At 65.5% G+C, this 17,742-nt stretch carries 13 protein-coding genes and 6 pseudogenes; 12 read left to right on the top strand and 7 right to left on the bottom strand.

Features of this window, described 5'->3' with window-relative positions; translation table 11 throughout:
* Positions 1 to 1,773 carry an arsenical pump-driving ATPase gene (arsA, locus tag AC4BCK_RS21290; RefSeq protein ID WP_490567071.1) on the top strand — a complete coding sequence of 591 codons (1,773 nt, stop codon included), beginning with the start codon at positions 1 to 3 and terminating at the stop codon, positions 1,771 to 1,773.
* A gap of 53 nt (positions 1,774 to 1,826) precedes the next feature.
* On the opposite strand, the gene AC4BCK_RS21285 is transcribed toward arsA, so the two are convergent.
* Positions 1,827 to 2,060 (bottom strand): hypothetical protein, encoded by a 234-nt coding sequence (locus AC4BCK_RS21285; RefSeq protein WP_490567070.1) that lies wholly within the window; start codon positions 2,058 to 2,060, stop codon positions 1,827 to 1,829.
* A 311-nt stretch (positions 2,061 to 2,371) separates the two neighbouring features.
* Between AC4BCK_RS21285 and AC4BCK_RS21280 the strand changes: the two are divergent.
* From AC4BCK_RS21280 to AC4BCK_RS21270, 3 genes and pseudogenes are all read left to right on the top strand, one after another.
* Positions 2,372 to 3,033: pseudogene (locus AC4BCK_RS21280) on the top strand (ArsR family transcriptional regulator).
* 39 nt (positions 3,034 to 3,072) lie between these two features.
* The gene (locus tag AC4BCK_RS21275; RefSeq protein WP_490567069.1) at positions 3,073 to 3,351 is read left to right on the top strand and encodes a hypothetical protein; all 279 of its coding nucleotides are present in this window, start codon (positions 3,073 to 3,075) and stop codon (positions 3,349 to 3,351) included.
* Positions 3,352 to 3,862: 511 nt separating this feature from the next.
* Positions 3,863 to 5,036, top strand: a pseudogene (locus AC4BCK_RS21270) (IS30 family transposase).
* A 259-nt stretch (positions 5,037 to 5,295) separates the two neighbouring features.
* On the opposite strand, the gene AC4BCK_RS21265 reads toward AC4BCK_RS21270, so the two are convergent.
* The 6 genes and pseudogenes from AC4BCK_RS21265 to AC4BCK_RS21240 form a co-directional block, all read right to left on the bottom strand.
* Positions 5,296 to 6,609, bottom strand: a complete 1,314-nt coding sequence (locus tag AC4BCK_RS21265) for a Dyp-type peroxidase (protein ID WP_490567068.1) — start codon at positions 6,607 to 6,609, stop codon at positions 5,296 to 5,298.
* Positions 6,609 to 7,160 (bottom strand): copper chaperone PCu(A)C, encoded by a 552-nt coding sequence (locus tag AC4BCK_RS21260; RefSeq protein ID WP_490567067.1) that lies wholly within the window; start codon positions 7,158 to 7,160, stop codon positions 6,609 to 6,611. Before AC4BCK_RS21260 ends, AC4BCK_RS21265 begins: the two co-directional genes overlap by 1 nt.
* Before the next feature lie 74 nt (positions 7,161 to 7,234).
* On the bottom strand, positions 7,235 to 7,660 hold the full coding sequence (locus AC4BCK_RS21255) for a copper resistance CopC family protein (RefSeq protein ID WP_490567066.1): 426 nt from the start codon (positions 7,658 to 7,660) through the stop codon (positions 7,235 to 7,237).
* A 261-nt stretch (positions 7,661 to 7,921) separates the two neighbouring features.
* Positions 7,922 to 8,554 carry a hypothetical protein gene (locus AC4BCK_RS21250; RefSeq protein ID WP_490567065.1) on the bottom strand — a complete coding sequence of 211 codons (633 nt, stop codon included), beginning with the start codon at positions 8,552 to 8,554 and terminating at the stop codon, positions 7,922 to 7,924.
* 292 nt (positions 8,555 to 8,846) lie between these two features.
* Positions 8,847 to 9,155: pseudogene (locus tag AC4BCK_RS21245) on the bottom strand (YnfA family protein); the annotation flags it as partial.
* A 63-nt stretch (positions 9,156 to 9,218) separates the two neighbouring features.
* Positions 9,219 to 9,293 (bottom strand): annotated as a pseudogene (locus tag AC4BCK_RS21240) (recombinase family protein); the annotation flags it as partial.
* Between AC4BCK_RS21240 and AC4BCK_RS21235 the strand changes: the two are divergent.
* The 8 genes and pseudogenes from AC4BCK_RS21235 to AC4BCK_RS21200 all read left to right on the top strand — a co-directional run bounded on the left by AC4BCK_RS21235 (position 9,266) and on the right by AC4BCK_RS21200 (position 17,732).
* Positions 9,266 to 10,027, top strand: a pseudogene (locus AC4BCK_RS21235) (SLAC1 family transporter). The pseudogenes AC4BCK_RS21240 and AC4BCK_RS21235 sit on opposite strands and share 28 nt — an antisense overlap.
* A gap of 236 nt (positions 10,028 to 10,263) precedes the next feature.
* On the top strand, positions 10,264 to 11,649 hold the full coding sequence (locus AC4BCK_RS21230; protein WP_490567077.1) for an FAD-dependent oxidoreductase: 1,386 nt from the start codon (positions 10,264 to 10,266) through the stop codon (positions 11,647 to 11,649).
* Between the two features lie 285 nt (positions 11,650 to 11,934).
* Positions 11,935 to 12,735 carry an NAD(P)-binding domain-containing protein gene (locus AC4BCK_RS21225; protein ID WP_490567064.1) on the top strand — a complete coding sequence of 267 codons (801 nt, stop codon included), beginning with the start codon at positions 11,935 to 11,937 and terminating at the stop codon, positions 12,733 to 12,735.
* 97 nt (positions 12,736 to 12,832) lie between these two features.
* Positions 12,833 to 14,290 carry an arsenic transporter gene (locus AC4BCK_RS21220; RefSeq protein ID WP_490567063.1) on the top strand — a complete coding sequence of 486 codons (1,458 nt, stop codon included), beginning with the start codon at positions 12,833 to 12,835 and terminating at the stop codon, positions 14,288 to 14,290.
* A gap of 247 nt (positions 14,291 to 14,537) precedes the next feature.
* Positions 14,538 to 14,699: a hypothetical protein gene (locus tag AC4BCK_RS21215; RefSeq protein WP_490567062.1), complete on the top strand. Its 162-nt coding sequence runs from the start codon at positions 14,538 to 14,540 to the stop codon at positions 14,697 to 14,699.
* Positions 14,696 to 15,118 carry an arsenate reductase ArsC gene (locus AC4BCK_RS21210; protein WP_490567061.1) on the top strand — a complete coding sequence of 141 codons (423 nt, stop codon included), beginning with the start codon at positions 14,696 to 14,698 and terminating at the stop codon, positions 15,116 to 15,118. Before AC4BCK_RS21215 ends, AC4BCK_RS21210 begins: the two co-directional genes overlap by 4 nt.
* Positions 15,119 to 15,146: 28 nt before the next feature.
* Positions 15,147 to 16,168 (top strand): annotated as a pseudogene (gene trxB / locus AC4BCK_RS21205) (thioredoxin-disulfide reductase).
* Between the two features lie 166 nt (positions 16,169 to 16,334).
* Entirely contained in the window at positions 16,335 to 17,732 is a 1,398-nt protein-coding gene (locus AC4BCK_RS21200) for an FAD-dependent oxidoreductase (protein WP_490567060.1), read from the top strand.
* The last annotated feature ends 10 nt before the right edge of the window (positions 17,733 to 17,742 follow it).

The following is a 17,742-nucleotide window of genomic DNA, read 5'->3' as shown; positions in this document are numbered from 1 at the left end:
ATGAACGAACCCAAATTCCTCTCTGATGCACCCCGCTTCCTGTTCTTCACCGGCAAGGGCGGCGTTGGCAAGACCTCTGTAGCCTGCGCGACCGCCCTGGTCCTGGCAAAAGCCGGCAAGCAGGTGCTCCTGGTCAGCACCGACCCCGCCTCGAACGTCGGACAGGTCTTCGGCGTGACTATCGGAAATACAGTCACGCCCATACAGGATGTGCCGGGCCTCTCCGCACTGGAGATCGACCCGGAGCAGGCCGCCGAGGCCTACCGTGAACGGATCATCGCGCCCGTCCGCGGGCTCCTGCCGGAGACGGAACTGGCCGGCATCGCCGAGAGCCTCTCAGGTTCCTGCACCACGGAGATCGCTTCCTTCGATGAGTTCACCAACCTGCTCGCCGACGACAGCTCCTACTGGGAGTATGACCACATCGTTTTCGATACCGCCCCGACAGGCCACACGATCCGTCTGCTGCAGCTGCCGGGCTCCTGGACGGATTTTCTTGAGGCCGGCAAGGGAGACCCCTCCTGCCTGGGCCCTCTCTCGGGACTCGAGAAGCACAAGCAGGTGTACGCCAAAGCAGTCCAGGCCCTCACGGACCCGGCGAGGACCCGGCTCGTCCTGGTCGCCCGCGCGCAGACATCGTCACTGAGCGAAATTGAGCGGACGTATCTGGAACTCAACCAGATTGGGATCGGGGGAGGATACGTCGTCATCAACGGCGTCCTCCCGGAAGCCGCAGGGGACGAGGAACTGGCGCAGGCACTGCGTGCCCGTGAAACGGCGGCCATCGCGGCCATCCCCGAGGCGGTCGCCGGTCTGCCCCGCGATGTCCTGGATCTGAAACCAGGCAACATGGTCGGCATTCCCGCGCTTGAGTCCCTGTTCGCGGCCACTTCCGGCGCCGAAATCACTGATGACGCCGCCCTGGTCCCCGAGATTGAGGGCGCCCCGCTGACTGCCCTGGTGAACGAACTGGAGCTCGACGGCCACGGCCTCGTCATGTGCATGGGCAAGGGCGGGGTCGGGAAGACCACCGTCGCTGCCGCCATCGCGGTCGCCCTGGCCAAACGCGGGCATGCCGTGCACCTCACCACGACCGATCCGGCGGCACACCTCACCGAAACACTCCACGGTTCCATCCCGGGCCTGACGGTTTCGCGCATCGACCCGGAAGGGGCCATTCAGGAGTATCGAAGCCATGTGATGGAGACCAAAGGCCGGAGCCTGGACGATGAAGGACGCGCGGCCCTTGCTGAAGACCTGCTGTCCCCCTGCACCGACGAGGTGGCTGTGTTCCGGCAGTTCTCCAAGGTGGTCCAGGAATCCCGCCGACACTTCGTGGTGATAGACACCGCACCAACCGGCCACACCCTACTGCTCCTGGACGCCACCGGCTCCTACCACCGGGAGATTGCCCGCCAGGTCGGCGACACCATGGGATTCGTGACGCCCCTGATGCGGCTGCAGGACCCGGCGCAGACCAAGGTTGTTCTCGTCACGTTGGCCGAAACAACACCGGTGCTGGAAGCCGAAGAGTTGAAGGCTGACCTGGAACGGGCCGGCATCTACCCGTGGGCCTGGGTCATCAACAACTCGATCGCCGCCGCACACCCGCAGACGCCGTTCCTGCGGGCCCGCGCCGCGAGCGAAATCGAACAGATCACGAAGGTGCACACCCTGACGGACCGGTTCGCCCTCATTCCGCTGCTGCCCGCAGAGCCCACTGGTGAAGAGAAGTTGTCGGCCCTGACCGCCCTCAGCTCCCTGCCTGCCTGACACGGACAGAGCCCCCGCCGGCGCTCGTGCGGCGGGGGCTCTGTCGTGTCCAATTAGCCGTCCAGGCGCTTGGCCAGCAGTGCTTCGATGTCCCGGGCGGTGGCGTCGAGCTTGGCGATCGTGTCCCGCTGGATCACCCGCAGGTACTCGGCATCCGACTCGCCGTCCTGTACCCAGTTCTCGTCGCCCGGAGAATCCATCGCCTGGCGCGTGTTGGCAGTTGCCGTCCTGATGTTCTCCAGCATGGTGCGCAGCCGGTCCTCGGTGGTGGGAGTTTCGGTGTGCATGGTGTTCTCCTTGCTTGCGGTCCTGTTGTCAGGTCGTTGGGGTGACTCTGTCGACGAATGCGTCGCAGGAACTAAATAGCCGGTGTGCATTCAAATGCAGCGGGCACGCCCAGAATCAGCCCCCGCCGTACCTACGTCGCCCTCAGCGTCGGTCTGCCAATCGGGAGTTATCATGGCGCCCCTCGACCGGGCGGCCTCGAGGCTTGGCCGACGCGGTCTTCGTCGGCTCTTACATTGTCACCAGCTGCCGGGGGCATCACTCCTCAGCTTGACCTAAAGAATTACATCACCCAGCATTGTACCAATGAGCATTGAACCAACTTTCAGCCTGGGGACCCTGGGTAGCCAAGCATGGGGCTCTAGCCGATCCGGCCCGGCTGCACATCATTGACCTCCTGACCTTGGGGGATTATTCCCCAACGGAGCTGCAGGGCGAGCTGGGGATGCCGTCAAATTTACTGTCCCACCACCTACGTGTCCTGGAAGAAGCAGAGCCGGTAACCCGCCGCCGCACAGAAGCGGATAGGCGACGCAGCTATCTCCAGCTTGCCCCTGGTGCCTTGCTTGGCCTGGTACCGGGGGTCAACCACGCGGCGCGCCGCATACTGTCCGTCTCCAGCAGAACAGTGCCCGGTCCCAGCTGGCCGCCGCCCTCTGGAGGCAGGTCAGCGATATCCCATCGGCGTCCGCGGGACCGCAGCCCGCATCGCACCAGGTATCATCGAGGTCGCCCGCCGTCACGGGGTGGACCTTGAGGATATTCCGCCACGCAAGTTGGATCAGGTGGCGGGGGAAGGGGACCTGCTGGGGACCGTATGCGATAGAGCCCACGAAGAGTTGACCGGACTGGGCGACCTCCACTGGTCAGTGGCGGATCCACTGCCCCTAAGCACGGACGAGGCGTTCGAGAACGCCTTTTAAAGACATCTCCTCCCGAATTATCGACCTCGCGCCGCGCGTGCTCGCAGCCTAACCACCGCCACTTCAACGCCCCCAGCCCATCCTCCACGGGTTGCTGCCGGGTAGCCGTGCGCTGCCCACCGGCGGCGAACTCATCGACCAGTACCCCACCCCGCGCGCCGCCCCCTCCGAACAACTGCTGCAGCGCTTGAAGGCCCTCCCCGGACAGCCGGGGGAAGCGTACTCCTTCCGCGTGCTGAACGGTGATGTTGCCAGCGCTATTGAACGGCTGGCGGACAGCATTGGCGCGCCAATGGTCATCGTAGGCGCCGGCCTAGAGCTCTCGCATGGATCGCCAGGCATCTGGAAGGACGGGTTGCCGAGGCCCTGATCAGCGGACGGGCACTGCCGGTCCTCGTTTTCCGGACATCGGAACATGGCAGGGCCTCAGGGCACTTGGGTTCTAGCAGTCGTTGCAACACTCAGAATTTTTGGGAGTTGCAACGACCGTGTCGTCTCTAGCGAAAGAAACGTCCAGCAGGAGGAAGTACACGCCGGAGCAGAAGGATCAGTTCTTCGGAGTGCTCGACCGTGTCGGCAGCGTTACTGCTGCCGCCGCTGAGCTCGGGCTCAATCGGATGACCTGCTATCAGTGGACCCGCAAGGCCGGCGTTCCGCTTGGGAACGCCCGGAAACGACCGGCTGGCAACAGGAAATACGCGCCGGAGCAGAAGGACCGGTTCTTCGCCGTGCTGGACCGCGTCGGCAGCGTGGCGGCGGCTGCTGGGGAGCTGGGGCTGAACGTGAATACGTGTTATCAATGGGCCGCGAAGGCCGGCATCGCGAGCAAGCGCCCAGGGCATGGGCGGCGTGAGGTGTTCCTCCGGCTGCGTAAAACCGGGGTGAGCCGGCGAGAGGCAGCCAAGACGCTGGGGGTTCATACCAGGACCGCCAAGGACTGGGACTGCGGAATCCGGAAGTCCAATGGCCGACGCATTTACCCGGATGGACGGGTTGTCGACTACAAACGTGGTGTGACCACCATGACGACTCCCGCCGGTCCTGCTCTCGGCGCTGGAGAGACCCGTCGACCCGCGGTACCTGTCCGTGCAGGAGCGGGAGAAGATCCGGGACATGTCCGCCGCCGGCACCTCGCAGCGGGCGATCGCGTCCTTACTGGGCAGGTCGCCCTCGACCATCAGCCGCGAGCTCTCCCGCAACAGCAGCCAGAACCTGGGCTATCAGCCTTATGCGGCGCAACGGGCTGCTGCCGCCCGCCGGCCCCGGCCCAAAGACCGGAAGCTGCTGACCTTGCCCCGGCTGCGGGAATACGTCGAGGCCAAACTGCTCGTGCGTCTGTCTCCCGAGCAGATCAGCAACACTTTGATCAAGGAATTTCCCCACGATCAGGAGATGCGCGTGACCCACGAAACGATCTACCAGGCCCTCTATGTCCAGGGCAGGGGCGGACTGCGCCGCGAGGTCGCCGCCGCGCTCCGGACCGGGCGGACCCGCCGCAAGGCCCACAAATCCGGCGAGGCACGTCAGTCCCGGTTCGTGGACCCGATGGTCATGATTTCCGAGCGTCCGCCCGAGATCGAGGACCGGGCCGTCCCCGGCCATTGGGAAGGGGACCTCATCACCGGGACGCTGAACCAGTCAGCGATCGGCACCCTCGTCGAGCGCACCACCCGCTACGTGATGCTCGTCCATCTGCCCGTTGACGACACCGCAGAGTCGGTCCGTGACGGGCTCGTAAAGACCATGGGCAGCCTGCCAGAGCATTTTCGCGGCTCCCTGACCTGGGACCAGGGCGCCGAAATGGCCGCCCACAAATCCTTCACCATGGCCACCGACATGGACGTCTACTTCTGCGACCCGGGCAGCCCTTGGCAGCGCGGCTCCAACGAGAACACCAATGGGCTGCGCCAGTACTTCCCCAAAGGCACCGACCTGACCGCCTACGGCCCGGAAGACCTCGAGCATGTTGCCCAGGAGCTCAATGCCCGACCACGCAAAACGCTCGGCTGGGATACCCCGGCCCAGCGCCTGCGTGATCTACTGATAACTACCTAGCCACCAGAGGTGTTGCAACGACCCCTAGAAACCGCCGCATACCCGGCAGCCGCGGTCACTGGCATTTATGATCAAGCCGGTCGCGCGCCCAGATAGTTTTGAAGTTTTCCTCAAAGAATGCTTCGTTCCGGCTGTGGGGCCCTCACGAAGAGGGTGATGTGGGTGCGGGCAGGCGTCACCGGGCACCGGTCCCCGGAAGGCGGGTGTGAGGGCCGGTGCGGAGGCGGTTGCCCTCGTGTGGTGCTGTTCTCTGGTGGAGTCAGGTGAAGAGGTGGTCGCCGATGAAGCCGCCGGGTCCGCACCCGGGTGGGATGGCGAAAACGGCGGAACCGACCGGGGTGGTCCATTGGTTCAGCAGGTCCAGTTCGTCCAGGCGGCGCTGGATCGGCACGAACTGCCGGTCGACGTCGGCCTGGTACGAGGCGAAGATCAGCCCGGAGTCGGAGACGCTTCCGGTGCCGGGGGCGGCGTCGTAGTTGAAGCCGCGCCGGAAGATCCGCTGGGACTGATCCTCCGGGCGCGCCCGGCGCAGGTGGGCGAAGTCCGCAATAACGGGGAACCCTACGGGGTTCACGGCGTTGAAGTCCGGTTCGTCATGTTCGGCCGTCCCGGTCAGCGGGGCGCCGTTGGAGAGTTTCCTTCCCACCGAATCTTCCCGCCCGGAGCGGTCGAGCGCGTCCCATTTGTCCAAGTTCATGCTGATCCGGCGTATCACCAGAGAGGTCCCGTGCGCGGCCCAAGCCGGTATCCGGTCATCGCCGAAGACGACCCGTTCGAAAGCCTCCGTTCCCGGGGACGGGTTGGAGGTCCCGTCGACCTGGCCGAAGAGGTTCCGCATGGTTGTTCTGGACTGCTCCGTGCCGTAGGCGCGGCGGAACCCGGACTGCACCCACCGAAGTGTGGTGAAGCTCCGGCTGTCCTTGAGCAGCATCCGCTGCGCATGGGCCACGGTCAGCGGATCGTCCGCGCCTATCTGCAACAGCAAATCCCCGCCGGTGAACTCCGGCACCAGCCGGTCGATCGAAAACGCCGGCAGGGGTTTGAGCCAGGACGGGGCCCGGCCCGGGGCGATGACCTTCATCAGGCCGGGCCCGAAGCCGAATGTCACGGTCAGCCGGGCAGGGCGGAACGCCAGTTCGGCTTCCGTGTCCGCCAGCGCCGGTATGCCTTGGGTCAGGTTCGCCGCGTCATCGCTGAGCAGCTTCAACAGGGCCCTGACCCGTACCGGCGTGATTCCTGGGCGCAGGTCCAACGCCACGAACACGCCGTGTGCCTGCGGAGACGTGCTGATTCCGGACTGCCGATCCCCGTGGAACGGGACCGTCCCGGCACCATTGGATCTTTCCTCCCGTGCCGGTGCCGGGGCTGCCCGCCGGGTGCCAGTACTGGCGATCTGCGCTCCGGCAGCTGCGATGGCGCCGAGCCCGGCGGCCGCGCCGCCGAAGAGCAGGTGCCGCCGCCCCAAACCGCCTGCCCCGCCTGCCTGGCCCACCGCATCCGTCGCGGCCGTTTCCGGTACCGGTGCTCGCCGGTCCGGTGTTTGCGGTTCGCTCGTGGGGTTTTCCTGGGCCATTACTTCGAGGGCGACGAAGAGGGCGCCGGGGTCTGCTCTCCGCTGTAGTTCTCGTTGGCGCCGGTGAAGTCCTTGCCCTGGGCGGTGAAACTCACGGTGTTGCCGTCCGAGAGTTTGAGGTCAAAGGTGATCTCGTCCCCGGCTTGGACCGGCTTGGAAAGGCCCATCAGCATGATGTGGTTCGCGCCGGGTTCGAGTTTGAGTTCGCCCTTGGCCGGGATCACGAAGCCGCCCTTTTTTGGCTTCATCTGCATCGACCCGTTGGCGCCCATCACCGTTTCATGGAGTTCGACCATCGGGGAGGCCGGGGTGAAGGCGCTGACGATGGTGACGTCCTTGTCCGTGGTGTTCCTGATGGTTCCGAACGCAGCCGACATCCCGGACGCTGCGGCCTTGACCCACGGGTCGCTGACCGTCAGGGCGGCCGTGGACTGGCTAGGCGATGCGGACTGTGAGGGGGCCGGCGAGGTGCCGGCCTGCCCGCAGCCGGTCAGGGCCAGCGACGCGGCGGCGAGAACGGACAGAACTGGGTAAATGAGTTTTCTAGTCATGATGACGCTCCTGAAGGGGGCCCTGCCGGTTACCGAGGCGGTCCGGGCAGGGGAAAGGTCGTTGTCTGTGGTGCTTAGTTGTCAGTGGTGGTGGTGCGCCGGAGGCGCCGAACAGCCAGGTAAGCCAGGTAGAGACCGAGCCCGGCCGCGAATCCGATTCCCGCGGCGATCAGCCAGCCAGGAAGCACTGGTGCCGCCGCAGCTGCGGCGGCATCCGGAACTGCACTGGTCACGGGACCGGTCTCCGAGCCGGGAGCCGGAACGGTACCTGCCTGCGCGCCGGGGCCGACGAGGAATGAATAGCTGCCGCTGATGGGGTGTCCATCGCCGGAGACCACCCGCCACCGGACCTGATACTCGCCCTCGGGCAAGCCTGGGGCGAGTGGCTGGGTCAGGGTTTCCCGGGCCAGGACAGCATCGCCCTGGACCCAGTTTTTCGATGCGGCATCGACAACACGGATTTCGTGGCCGAGAGTCAGCAGCGGTGCAGTGAATTTCAATGCAACGCTCGATGGCGCCCCGGCCAGGCGTTCACCGGTGGCTGGGGTCGACGAAACCAACTGGTCATGCGCGGACGCTGCCGGTGCGCTGGCCAAGCCCAAGGCAAGGCACAGCAACACGACGGCAAACAGGAAAGATCCGCGTCGTCCAGGGTTCCGCCATGAAAAAGAATGCAAGGAATGTCTTGCCATGGCTGCTTCCCGCCCCGCTGCCCGCGAAGGGGCCCGGCGGGGCTTCATGGGGGTGAAGGCGCGCTGCGCCTAGGACACGACAGGAAGCAGCGGCGGTCCTCTGTGGCGCATGACCAACAACGAGGCGCCCAGATTGCGCAGCGGCCTGACCGGCCAATCCGCGGGAATGACCGGTGCGCCGGATTCAACGGCCAGCGGCAGGAAGACCGGGAGGAAAATAACCACCCGCAGGTGAAGCGCCGCGATCAGACGCACCGCCGAGACTTCGCCGTGCCGCAGAACCGCGAACGTGGCCAGGGCCGCCAGCGCATGCCCGGCCCACATCAGCGGCGAGGCATGATCCATCACCATGGTCCCGGTCCCGGGCAGCCCGGAAACGGACACTGCAGCCACCGTGTGGGCGGCGTGCCCGGTGTGCGATGCCGCGGGAACAGCGGTCCCGGCGGCAGACGAAGCGGATCCCAGGCTGAACAGCCCGTGGAACAAGCCCTGGCTGAAGACGATAGCGGCCGACAGCCGCCACAGGGACAGCACCCGGCCTGCCAGGGCAGTGCAGACCAGCCCCGACAGTGCCAGGGACAACAGCAGAACAGATGTTTCAGGGGCAGGGCCGCCGGAAAGCACATGGGAGAAGGCCGCGATGCAGGTCGCCGCGACGGCCGCGGCCCAGCCGCGCACAAAGCGCACTCCGCGTGCCGTCATCGTTCCCTCCCTGCGCTCTCCGGGAGCCGGCATGATGCCGACCCACGAAAGATTATCCCCCAATTCTACACAACGTCGAAACCCCTAGCCAGGGCTGGCGCACATGACGGCGCTCCTGCCGCCGCGGGCGTCCCGCACTACCACCGGCGCGGGCTGAGGGCGGCGACGATCATCTCTCCGAGATGCTGCGCCGGTGGTGTGGCGGGACTTCGCTGCCTTCATCGCTGCTGCGGCGACGGCAGATGAAGGAGCGGGCGCCGTGCTTCTTCAGCCACGTCTGAATTCTGGCCCGTACGGCCACGCCCGCGACATAGATCAGCGCCCCGATGACGTCCCAACGGTTGGGCCGGAACCCGTCGAAGGCCATTCCCCACGCCAGCGACCCCGCAACGAACACTCCACCGTACGCAGCGAGGATCCTTCCGAAGTGCGCGTCGGGCTGCAGGGTTGCAACGAAGCCGTACAAACCCAAGGCAATAATTCCGATCCCGGACCACCACCAGGCGCGACTCTCCCGAACGGCCTGGCACACCATCCATGCGCCGCCAATCTGCGCGACTGCCACCAGGACGAACAGCAGCACAGACCCAATAATGGTCATGATCCTCATCATGCCGCACATTTGCAGACATCCCACGATGGCACCGACAGGGGCAGGGCTTGGCTAACGGGAAAGGAGCTTTTCACCGTCGGGTCGCAGTTCCCCGGTCGGTGACACGTGCCGGTACAGGGTCTGCCGCAACGCTGCCCCTGCAGTTGCCCGGTCTGCGCACCGGCGCTACCATCATCTGGGCACTGGCCTCCTTGCTGCTGCTCCTGCTCATCGCCGCAACCGGGGTGCACTGGGTCCGGCACCGAGAGACCGCCACAAGCCACCACAGCCATCCGGTGATGGCGCACTTCTACGGCGCACCGCCCATGGCACTGCTCACCGTCGGGGCCGGGACCCTGCTGCTGGGCAAAGACATCCTGGGTGAATAACTGGCGCTCGGCATCGATGCGGTGCTGTGGACCGCCGGGACCGTGCTGGGCCTGGCTAGCGCCGTCGCCGTCCCGTACCTGCAGTTCACCCGGCACGAGGTCACACAGGACAGCGCGTTCGGCGGTTGGCTGATGCCCGTGGTCCCGCCGATGGTCTCTGCCTCCACCGGAGCCCTGCTGCTGCCCTACATCCCGGCCGGACAAGCACGGATGACCCTGCTGACGGGCTGCTACGCGATGTTCGGCCTGAGCGTGCTGGCCTCCATCATCATCACCACCCTGATCTGGAACCGGCTGGCAGGGCACAAGATCGGGGGCCGCCGCGGCGGTTCCCACCCTGTGGATCGTGCTGGGGCCGCTCGGCCAGTCCATTACCGCAGCGAACCCTTCTGGGCGGGAACGCCCACCTTGCGGTGTCCGGGACCCTGGCCCGGGCGATGGAAGCCTTCGGCGTCCTGTACGGGGTGCCGGTCATGGGCTTCGTGCTCATGATGCTCCTATGGGTGTCAATTCGGGATTTCGGCTGTTTGCCCAGCCATTTGGGGTGCGCCGTGGCGGGGTTGTCTATGAGGCCAGTCACCTTGAGGGACGAGGCCACAACGTCCGCGTCGGTCGCTGGTCATCATCCGTTGTGCCGTCGAGTTGTATGCAGGAGCTTCGGTGGCACGAGTCAGAGTTGGCTTGATCGACACCTGTCGATATAGTGAGCGTATTCGAAGAGAAGGAAAATTGAGATGACTCACCTGCTCGCCGTCGGTGGAAGTGATGCTGGCATCGCTGCTGCCTTGCGCGCCCGCGAATTAGACCCGTCTGCAGATGTTACGGTCATACTTGCCGATGAGTTTCCGAACTACTCTATCTGCGGAATCCCTTACTGGGTTTCCGGGGATGTGGCCTCGCAAGGGGCACTGGCGCACCGGTCCACAGGGGATCTCGAGGCCGCCGGCATTCAACTGATGACCAGTACCCGGGCGGTGGGTATCGATGTCGCAGGTCGACGGGTTCATGTTCTCCATGAAGGCGCATCCCGCTCGGTTTCGTATGACGAACTGATCATCGGCACGGGCGCTCGTCCTAAAGTCCCGGCCGGGCTTAGCGCGGGACGTCCTGGCGTCCACCCACTCCACACGATGAAAGATGCCGAGGTTGTTGTCAAAGCCGTCCAGGCCCTGAACCCCGGCGCACGGGTAGCTGTCATTGGTGCCGGTTACATCGGACTGGAAATGGCCGACGCCCTCGTGGCGCAGGGCATGGAGGTGACGCTGGTCCAGCGGGGCGCTGAGGTGCTGAGCGCGCTGGATGCCGGTCTCGGCTCCCTCGTCACCGCAGAACTGCGTGCGCACGGGGTCGCCGTCGCGACCAAAACGACCGTGCATAAAATCGAAGAGCATCCTTCGGGATGGACCGTCCTCGCCGAGGGGCCCGATGCTGCTCTCGACCTGCTCACGGACCCGTTCAAACTCGTTGTCGTCTGCTTGGGTGTGGAACCCGTGGCAGATCTTGCAGTCCTCGCGGGCGCACGGCTTGGTGCTCAGGGTGCCGTCGTCGTCGACGAGGGCATGAGAACGGGAGTTCCGCATGTGTTCGCGGCGGGAGACTGCGCTGTCACTCATCACCGCATCCTGGGGCAGACGTGGCTGCCCCTCGGGACGACCGCCCACAAGCAGGGCCGGGTAGCAGGCGAGAATGCCCTTGGCGGAGAACGTCGTTTTGCGGGCTCTGTCGGTACGCAAGTCGTGAAAGTTTTCGATCTTGTCGCTGCCCGCACAGGGCTTCGTGACGCTGATGCCGCTGCTTTCACTGGCGCGGCGACGTTCTCAGCAGTGGCGATGCCCGATGATCACAAGGCCTATTACCCGGGAGCTGTCCCGCTGTCCATCTCTGTCACGGGCGACCGGGCCTCAGGGCGACTGCTGGGAGCGCAAATCGTCGGTCACCGGTCCGCGGAGGTGTCCAAGCGAATCGATGTTTTTGCAGCCGCACTTTTTGCCGGTCTGACCGTCGACGAGATCAACGATCTCGATCTCAGCTACACGCCTCCCCTTGGGTCTCCGTGGGATGCCATCCAGGTGGCAGCGCAGAACTGGGACCGGCTGCGGACGGCACGCCCGTGACGGTGGCGACTGACCGGGAGCACGTTGACGTCATCGTCGTCGGCGGCGGCCAGTCCGGCCTTGCCCTCGGTTACTATCTCGCCCGCGCCCAAGGAGAGGTTGATCGCGGTCGCGCGGCACGGGCACCGTCTTTCGTGATCCTCGACGATCGCGACGAACCCGGCGGAGCGTGGATCAATGGTTGGGACAGCCTTCGGTTGTTCTCACCAGCCGCATCGAGTTCTCTGCCGGGCCAGCAGATGCCCCCGTGGGGCGGCCCAGGCACCCCCCCCGGCGGAACACGTCGTGTCCTATCTGGCCGGCTATGAACAGCGATACGGCCTCCCCGTGTCTCGTCCGGAAAAGGTGCACTCGGTAATCCAGAAGAAAGGCGGTTTCTTCACGGTTGCCAGCAGTAGAGGAATTCGAACGATCTCGTCGGTAGTCATGGCCACCGGTACCTGGGGCAAGCCCTACGTACCGGCCGTTCCCGGCATGACCGGTTTCGTCGGACGCCAGCTTCACACAAGCGACTACCGCGGTTCCGAATCCTTTGCAGGAATGCGGGTGTTGGTCGTGGGCGGGGGAAACAGTGGCGCACAAATTGCTGCTGACGTCTCCGCTGTGGCCCACGTCACCTGGATGACCAGGCGTGCACCCAGGTACCTGCCCGACGATGTTGATGGTCGAGCGTTGTTCGAACTTGCGACTGCTCAGATTGAACACGGCGGCCGGGGATTGGCGGAACTGGGTGACATCGTTGTTGTCCCGCCGGTCAAGGCAGCACGGGATCAAGGACGCCTCCAGCCACGTGAGATGTTCACACAGATGACACCCAACGGTGTCATCTGGTCAAACGGCGCATCGGAGTACATCGACGCCATCATCTGGTGCACGGGCTTCCGGCCAGACCTGCCGGACCTGACGGGGCTGCATCTCACATGCCGGCACGGAGTGCCGGCGACGCGGGCAGACCTGCCCGTCGCTTCAGCGGATGTCCCGGGTCTGTACTTCGTCGGCTACGGCGACTGGTGCGGAACTGCGTCCGCAACGCTTATCGGCGTCGGGAGCCCGGCCAGATCGACAGTTCGCGAACTCACGAGTTGATACATCGACTTGCGTCAATGTAACATTCATTGACACAAGTCGATCAATGATCGTCGCTGCACCCCCCATTCCCGTGCCCTAAGGAGCCCAGACGCCCATGACCGTGGTCGCTATCTTGATCTTCCTCGCCACATTGACGCTCGTCATATGGCAACCCAAGGGCCTTGGCATCGGCTGGTCCGCGCTCGGCGGCGCGGTGCTCGCCCTCATCACGACCGTCGTCAGTTTCTCGGACATCCCGACTGTGTGGAGCATCGTCTGGAACGCGACGTTCGCATTCGTCGCAATTGTGATCATCTCGCTGATCCTCGACGAGTCGGGTTTCTTCGAATGGGCCGCCCTGCACGTGGCCCGCTGGGGGCGGGGTAACGGTCGCTTGCTCTTCACGCTGATCGTGCTGCTGGGCGCGGTGATTGCCGCGGTCTTCGCCAATGACGGTGCGGCCCTGATCCTGACGCCGATCGTGATCCAGATGCTGCTCGCCCTCAAGTTTCCCGCCAAGGCCTCGCTCGCCTTCGTCATCGCCTGCGGCTTCATCGCCGATGCCGGCAGCTTGCCGCTCGTCGTATCGAACCTGGTCAACATCGTCACCGCGGACTTCTTCGATATCGGCTTCGCCCGCTACGCCGCTGTCATGGTGCCCGTCGGCGTCGTCGCCGTCGCCGCCAGCCTGGCGGTGATGCTGCTCTTCTTCCGCAAGGCGATCCCTCGTCGCTACGACGTGTCCGTCCTGGCCGCTCCCCGGTCCGCCGTCCGCGACGCGTTAACCTTCAAGGCAGGCTGGGTCGTACTGGCTGTGCTGTTGGTCGGGTACTTCGCCGCCGAACCACTACACATACCACTATCGGCCGTCGCCGGTCTCGGCGCCCTCGTGTTGATGATCGTCGCATCCCGCCAGCCCGCCTTTCTCTTCCGTCGCACGCCGGCGGAAGGTGCCACCGCAGGCCCGACTGCGCAAGTCCACCACCCTCTTGGTGATTTCCGCAACGCGGCGGACGCCGGCATCGACGCGGCCGGGGACATGAACACGGGAGGTGTAGCCACCGCCCAGCGGATCTCCGGCCAGCGTATCTCCGTCACGAAGGTCCTCAGGGAAGCCCCGTGGCAGATCGTGCTGTTCTCGATCGGCATGTACCTAGTCGTCTATGGGCTGCGGAACCAGGGGCTCACCGACCGGCTGGCCGGCGTCTTCGCGGGCATCGGCGAGAACGGCGTGCTGGTCTCGGCGCTCGGTGTGGGCATGATCGTCGCGGTGCTGGCCTCGCTGATGAACAACATGCCGACGGTACTCATCGCCGCCCTGGCCATCGGCTCGGCCGGAGCGACCGGGCTCACCCAGGAGGCGATGATCTACGCCAATGTCATCGGCTCCGACCTTGGCCCGAAGATCACGCCGATCGGCAGCCTCGCCACCCTGCTCTGGCTGCACGTACTCGACCGCAAAGGCATCCACATCGGCTGGGGTCAGTACTTCCGCACAGGAATCGTGTTGACGATCCCCGTCCTTGTCATCACCCTCGCGGCTCTCGCGGGATGGCTCATGATAATCGGCTGATCCCTTGGGGTATTGACACTCATCGATATTATCTGTCATGATCGGAACATCGACAATTATCAATGAAGGCGGGAGGGGCATAAGCTCCAAACACCCAGAATGGCGTGGTGGGATCCCTCACGAAGTCCGCCCCCTGGGTGCACTGGTTTACGTTGCCCTTGGGCACGCAAAGACTACTTCGCCGGGGCCCCCCGACGCCTGCGAGGTAAACCCAAACCACATTATCATCGGACCTGAAGGAAACATCATGAGCACCCAGCAGACTATTTACAAGACCATCCGAATCGAGAACATCAAGGATCTCGACTCCATCACCGTGCACCTGGATCTCGACGTCAGCTGCAGCGGCCCGTCGGCCGGAAGCTACATCACCACTGCACCCATCAAGAAATCCGAAAACCCGCGATGACCACCGATACCGCCAGGAGGCCTTCCGTCCTGTTCGTCTGCGTCCACAACGCCGGCCGTTCCCAGATGGCCGCCGCGTTCCTGACCACCCTTGGCAAGGGCGAGATCGAGGTCCGCTCTGCCGGATCCCAGCCCGCCGACAAGATCAACCCGGCCGCGGTTGAGGCCATGGCCGAGCTGGGCATCGACATGTCCGCCGAGGTTCCCAAGGTCCTCACCACCGAGGCCGTGAAGGAATCGGACGTGGTGATCACCATGGGCTGCGGCGACGAATGCCCGTACTTCCCGGGTAAGCGCTACGAGGACTGGGTCCTGGAGGACCCGGCCGGCAAGGGCGTCGAATCCGTCCGCCCCATCCGGGATCAGATCAAGGGCCGCATTGAGGACCTGATCGCATCCCTCGTCCCGGCCGCCAAGTAGCCCGTCCCGGATCCCAGGAGAGACACGCATGAGCAGCAACAGCGCAACACCCGCACCCGCCAAAACCGAGCAGCTGATCATCATCGGCTCCGGCCCTGCCGGCTACACCGCGGCCATCTACGCTGCCCGTGCCGGCCTGCAGCCTTTGGTCCTGGCCGGATCGGTCACAGCGGGAGGCGCGCTGATGAACACCACCGAAGTAGAAAACTTCCCGGGCTTCCCGGGCGGTGTGCAGGGACCCGAGCTGATGGACGGGCTGCAGGAGCAGGCCGAGAAGTTCGGTGCCAAAGTTTCGGTGCCAAAGTACAGTTCGACGACGTCACCGAAGTCCAGCTGAAGGGCCACCTCAAGCGCGCGGTCACCGGCGGCGGTGAAACCTATGAAGCTCCGGCCGTTATCCTCGCGACCGGTTCTGCGTACAAGGAACTTGGCCTGCCGGAGGAGAAGAAGTTCAGCGGCCACGGGGTTTCCTGGTGTGCCACCTGCGACGGGTTCTTCTTCCGCGAACAGGACATCATTGTCGTCGGCGGCGGTGACTCGGCCATGGAGGAAGCGACCTTCCTGACCCGGTTCGGCAAGTCCGTCACCGTCGTCGTCCGCAAGGGCGAACTTCGTGCCTCCCGCATCATGGCCCAGCGCGCCAAGGACAACCCCAAGATCAGCTTCGCCTGGAACTCCGCCATCACCAAGATCCATGGCGACGGCAAGGTCACCGGCGTCACCCTGACGGACACCGTCACCGGCGAAACCCGGGAGCAGGCCGCCACCGGCATCTTTGTGGCCATCGGCCACGTGCCGCGCACCGAACTCCTGACGGGCCAGGTGGACCTGGACGACGAGGGGTACATCAAGGTCGACTCCCCGACGACCGTCACCAACCTGACCGGCGTCTTCGCGTGCGGGGACGCCGTGGACCACCGCTACCGGCAGGCCATCACCGCCGCCGGCACCGGCTGCGCCGCAGCCCTGGACGCCGAACGCTACCTCGCCGCGCTGGAGGATGCGGACAGCATCGCCACTGCCCTGGTGGAGGAGCCCACCCACGCCTGACCTCTCCATCGGGAAGGGGGTGAAATCCATGCCTAACGGATGCTGCGGCGATGACTGCTGCGACAACGACCAGGACTGCTGCTGACCCCAGCCCGACCCGGCCTGCCGGCCACCTGGCCGGCAGGCCCCGGAACCCAGCCAAGAACAACGGATGAAAGAGGACACCATGGATTCAGAGAAGAACCTTCCCGTCGCCGTGATCGGCGCCGGGCCAGTGGGCCTGGCAGCCGCCGCCCACCTGCTCGAACGCGGCCTGGAGCCGATCATCTTCGAAGCAGGCCCATCCGCAGGTGCCGCCATCGAGGCCTGGCGCCACATCCGGCTCTTCTCCCCCTGGCGGTTCAACATCGACGCCGCCGCCGCCCGCCTGCTCGAAGCCTCCGGCTGGGAGTCACCCCGCCCCACCGCCCTGCCTTACGGCGGGGAGCTCGTCGACAACTACCTGACACCCCTGACGGCCCTCCCCGAGCTTGCCACCAGGCTCCAGACCAACACGCGCGTCCTGTCCGTGACCCGCCAGGGCATGGACAAAACGCATACCCGGGACCGCGACACCACCCCCTTCACCGTCCGTGTCCAGCTCGGCACCGGCGAAACCCGCGACGTCGCGGCCGCGGCCGTCATCGACGCCTCCGGCACCTGGTCCACCCGCAACCCGCTCGGCACCTCAGGTCTGCCCGCGATCGGAGAAGAAGCCGCCGCCGGGCTTATCTCCTCCCCTCTCCCGGACGTCGCCGGCCGCGACCGCGCCGCCTTCGCCGGCCGCGACCGCGCCGCCTTCGCCGGCCGCCGCATCCTCGTCGTCGGTGCGGGACACTCCGCAGCCAACACCCTGATCAACCTCGCCGACCTTGCCAAGGAAGAACCGGACACCCGTATCCTCTGGGCAGTCCGGGGAGCCTCCGCCGAAAAGGTCTACGGCGGCGGGGACGCCGACGGCCTGCCCGCCCGCGGCCAGCTCGGCTCCAGGCTCCGCCGCCTCGTGGAGGCAGGAACCATCGAACTGCACACCGGCTTCGGCATCAGCTCCCTCAAAGCACTCGAATCAGGGGTGACTGTGGAAGCCGTGGACGGCCGCACCGTAGAGGCTGACGTCCTGGTGCCCTGCACAGGGTTCCGCCCGGACCTGGACATCCTGCGGGAACTGCGCCTGGACCTGGACCCCGCCGTGGAAGCACCACGGGAACTCGGCCCGCTGATCGACCCCGAATTCCACTCCTGCGGCACCGTCCCGCCCCACGGCGCGACCTTGCTGGCGCACCCGGACAAGGACTTCTACATCGTGGGGATGAGGTCTTACGGCCGGGCACCGACCTTCCTGCTGGCCACCGGCTACGAACAGGTCCGCTCCGTCGCCGCAGCCCTGGCCGGAGACCGCGAAGCCGCCGACACCGTCCAGCTCGAACTCCCCGAAACAGGGGTCTGCTCCTCAGACGCCGGCACCAGCTGCGATGTCCCCGCCGCGGCCGCTTCACCTGCGGAGTCCTCGTGCTGCGCGGCTCCGGAACCGGTTCTGGTCGGGTTCCCCACCGGCCTCTCCCACGGCCGCTCCGGCCTGTCCTGACCCCCAGTCC

It is taken from the genome of Pseudarthrobacter sp. As-47 (assembly GCF_058215595.1).
The sequence above is the reverse complement of the archived record's forward strand: the minus strand, read 5'-3'. Positions and strand labels throughout refer to the sequence as shown.

Coding starts and splice junctions, on each gene's coding strand:
- arsA (WP_490567071.1), top strand. CDS start 1: ATGAACGAACCCAAATTCCTCTCTGATGCACCCCGCTTCCTGTTCTTC.
- AC4BCK_RS21285 (WP_490567070.1), bottom strand. CDS start 2,060: ATGCACACCGAAACTCCCACCACCGAGGACCGGCTGCGCACCATGCTG.
- AC4BCK_RS21265 (WP_490567068.1), bottom strand. CDS start 6,609: ATGGCCCAGGAAAACCCCACGAGCGAACCGCAAACACCGGACCGGCGA.
- AC4BCK_RS21260 (WP_490567067.1), bottom strand. CDS start 7,160: ATGACTAGAAAACTCATTTACCCAGTTCTGTCCGTTCTCGCCGCCGCG.
- AC4BCK_RS21250 (WP_490567065.1), bottom strand. CDS start 8,554: ATGACGGCACGCGGAGTGCGCTTTGTGCGCGGCTGGGCCGCGGCCGTC.
- AC4BCK_RS21220 (WP_490567063.1), top strand. CDS start 12,833: ATGACCGTGGTCGCTATCTTGATCTTCCTCGCCACATTGACGCTCGTC.
- AC4BCK_RS21215 (WP_490567062.1), top strand. CDS start 14,538: ATGAGCACCCAGCAGACTATTTACAAGACCATCCGAATCGAGAACATC.
- AC4BCK_RS21210 (WP_490567061.1), top strand. CDS start 14,696: ATGACCACCGATACCGCCAGGAGGCCTTCCGTCCTGTTCGTCTGCGTC.
- AC4BCK_RS21200 (WP_490567060.1), top strand. CDS start 16,335: ATGGATTCAGAGAAGAACCTTCCCGTCGCCGTGATCGGCGCCGGGCCA.